We start from the raw sequence: 3,190 nt of genomic DNA on the forward strand, positions 1-3,190 counted from the left end.
CCATGATCAGGAACGAGCCCATTGCCGTCAGGTCGCGCCTGGTGGTGTAGCCGAACAGCGACAGCGCACCGAAGGCGGCGGCCGTGGCGAAGAAGGTCTGTGAAATGCTGGCCGTGGTGTAGACCAGGAAGATCGAAGACAGCGACAGGCCGACGAGACCGGCATAGACCCAGAACGTCGTCTGCGCCGCCGAAACGCTCATCGACTGGACGCGGAACGACAGGAACAGAACGGCGGCCAGCGGCGCCAGCATCACCACCCAGCGCAGCGGCGAGCCGAAGATCGCGTAGCCGAAGGACGTCAGCATCTCGCCGCTCGGCAGCGTCGCGACAGCCGAAGCCGGATCGGTGGTGGTGGCCAGCATGATCGTGCCGACAGCGGCAAGACCGGTGATGAGGAGGCCAAGCCCCATCAGATTGTAAACCTTGATCATGTAGGCGCGCAGGCCCTGATCGATGTCGGCACCGACGCCGACGCCGGGCACGGCGCGCATCTGGTAGTTGCGAATGGGATCAGCCATTGTAGTCCTCTATTGCTTCTGCCCCGTCCGGTGTCAGGTCCTTCCGGACCCAGGCGCCGCTGGCAGGGCTCCAGCATGCCTGTGGCGAAATATGATGGTTATTCGCGTCAAGAACAAGACCGTAACCGGATGTAACGGTTCGTGAGAGGGCGAAGCGCCGATTCCTCGGCTTTTCGGACGGCTTTCTTACCAAGATTTAATCCAGGATGCCCGTTCCGGGCCTGTCGTCACAGGTTGCGCAGCACCGGTGCTGCCTTGTGGCCGAGCACCCGCCAAGTGCCGGCGAGACCAATGCCGACCGTGATCACCAGCGAAAACAGAATGGTTGCCACCGCCACCTCCGGCATGAAATGCGACGGCAAAGTCATGATGCGCGCGACGACGAACCAGGCGGCTGCGCTGCCCGCCGCCAGCGCGAAAATGGCGGTGGCCAGCCCGATCAGCATATATTCGAGCGAGAAGGCCGATATCAGCGTCGTGCGTGTCGCGCCCAGCGTCTTCAACACCACCGCATCATGGATGCGCGCCCGGTTGCCGGCTGCAAGCGCGCCGGCCAGCACCAGCACCGAAGCGATCAGCGCCACGCCAGCGGCCGCCCGGATCGCCGTGCCGAGCTGCCCGACCAGCCGGTTGACGACGTCGAGCGCGTCCTTGACCCGCACCGTCGTCACCGCCGGGAAGGCGCGGGTGACGGCGTTGAGGATGCGGGCGTCGTCGGCCGTCGATGCACTCTTTTCGGTCAGCGTCGCCATCCAGCCATGCGGGGCGCCCGCGAATGTGTTGGGCGAGAAGACCATGACGAAATTGATACCCATCGTCTCCCATTCGACTTGGCGGAAACTGGCGATCCTGGCCGTGACGTTGCGGCCCAGCACATTGACGGTGATGGTGTCGCCGAGCTTCAGCCCGATCTCCTTGCCTTCTTGCGCCGAAAACGAAACCAGCGGTTCGCCGCTGTAATTTTCGGGCCACCAACTGCCCTCGGTCAGCGTCGCGTTCTCCGGCTGCCTGGTGTCATAGGTCAGGCCGCGATCCCCCCTCAGCACCCAGGCGCCTTCCGCCGGCACCTTCACCTTGTCGACGTCGACACCGTTCAGCGCCATCACCCGGCCGCGCAGCATCGGCACCTTGGCCAGCACGCCCTGCGGCGCCTCCTTGCCGATCAGCGCCGAGAAGGACGCGACATCGGCGCTCTGGATGTCGACGAAGAAGAAGTTCGGCGCCCGTTCCGGCAGGCTGCCCGAGATCTGTCGCCTGAGATTGCCGTCGATCAGCGCCAGCGTCACCAATAGCGTCAGCCCGAGCCCAAGGGACAGCACCACCGATGGCGTCAGGGCGCCTGGCCGATGGATGTTGCCGATGGCGAGCCTGAGCGCCACGAAGCGCACGCGCGGGCTTTTCCTGGCCGTCCATTGCACCAGTGCGCCGACCACGCGCAGCACCAGGAAGGCGAAGACGGTAGCGCCGACAAAGATCGAGGCGATGCGCTGGTCGCCCGAGAACAGAATGGCCAGCGCCGCAAGCAGCAGCGCGATGCCTATGGCCGCCGCGACATAGGCGGGGCGCGGCAAGCCGCGGCCTTCCAGCCCCATTTCGCGAAACAGCGCGGTTGCCGGCACGTCGCGGGTGCGGCCGAGCGGCAGCAGCGCGAAAGCCAACGTCACCAGCAGGCCGAACAGCGCCGCCATGCCGAGCGCGCCGGGATAGAAGCCGCCTTCGGCCGGCACCGGAATGACGGATTGCAAGGCCGCGCTCGCCGCGAAGGGCATTAGTGCGCCGAGCACAAGGCCCAGCACGATACCCAATCCGGCTATGATCAGGATCTGCACGAGATAGACGGCAAAGACGAAGCCGCCCGAAGCGCCCAGGCTCTTGAAGGTGGCGATGACGCCGCGCTTGCCCTCGAGATAGGCGCGCACCGCATTGGCGACGCCGACGCCGCCGACCACCAGCGCCGTCAGCCCGACCAGGGTCAGGAACTGCGAGAAGCGTTCGATGTTGGACGACAGCGCGGGCGCCGCGTTGCTGCGCGTGCGGATCGACCAGCCGGCTTCCGGAAAATCCGTGGCGGCCTGATCCTGGATGGCCTTGAGCCTCGTCTCGTCGGCGTCCGCCGGCAGCCGGATTTTGTAGGCATTCTCGACCAGGCTGCCCGGCTGGATCAGTCCAGTGGCCGCCAACCCTTCGGTCGAGATCATCAGCCTCGGCGCGAAGCCGAAACCGTCGGACACGGCATCCGGTTCGGCGACCAGCTTGGCGCGCAGTTCGAAAGTAGCGGTGCCGAGCTTCAGCCGGTCGCCAGGCTTGACGTGCAACCGCTCGAACAGAAGATCGGGCGCTGCCGCACCGAAGACGCCGAACTCTTCGCCGAACAGTTCCTGTTTCGACAGCGCCGGCTCGGTCTCCAGCGTGCCATAGAGCGGATAGACATGGTCGACCGCCTTGGCCTCGACCAGCGCCTGGTCGGATCCGTCGGCGAGACGCGCCATCGAACGCATGCTGGCGGTCCGCGAAACCGTGCCGAGCCCGTCAAGGAAGCTGCGCTCCGCCTGACTGGCGTCACGCTGGTTGATCTGGAAGCGAAGATCGCCGCCAAGCAGCGTCTGGCCCTGATTGGCGACACCGGCGGTGATCGAACGCGCCACCGAGTTGACGCCGCCGATGGCCGCG

Annotated in this window: 2 protein-coding genes; both read right to left on the bottom strand. The window is 65.8% G+C overall.

The genetic code is table 11. The features are described 5' to 3' along the window. The coding region (locus EN932_RS32335) for a Bax inhibitor-1/YccA family protein (protein WP_164890734.1) at positions 1 to 520 on the bottom strand (520 nt) is incomplete at its 3' end. 227 nt (positions 521 to 747) lie between these two features. Continuing rightward, positions 748 to 3,190 (bottom strand): ABC transporter permease (locus tag EN932_RS32340; RefSeq protein WP_164890735.1); only part of this gene is annotated, 2,443 nt, incomplete at its 5' end.

This window comes from Mesorhizobium sp. M7A.F.Ca.US.002.01.1.1 (assembly GCF_004022955.1).
Lineage (GTDB): Bacteria > Pseudomonadota > Alphaproteobacteria > Rhizobiales > Rhizobiaceae > Mesorhizobium > Mesorhizobium ciceri.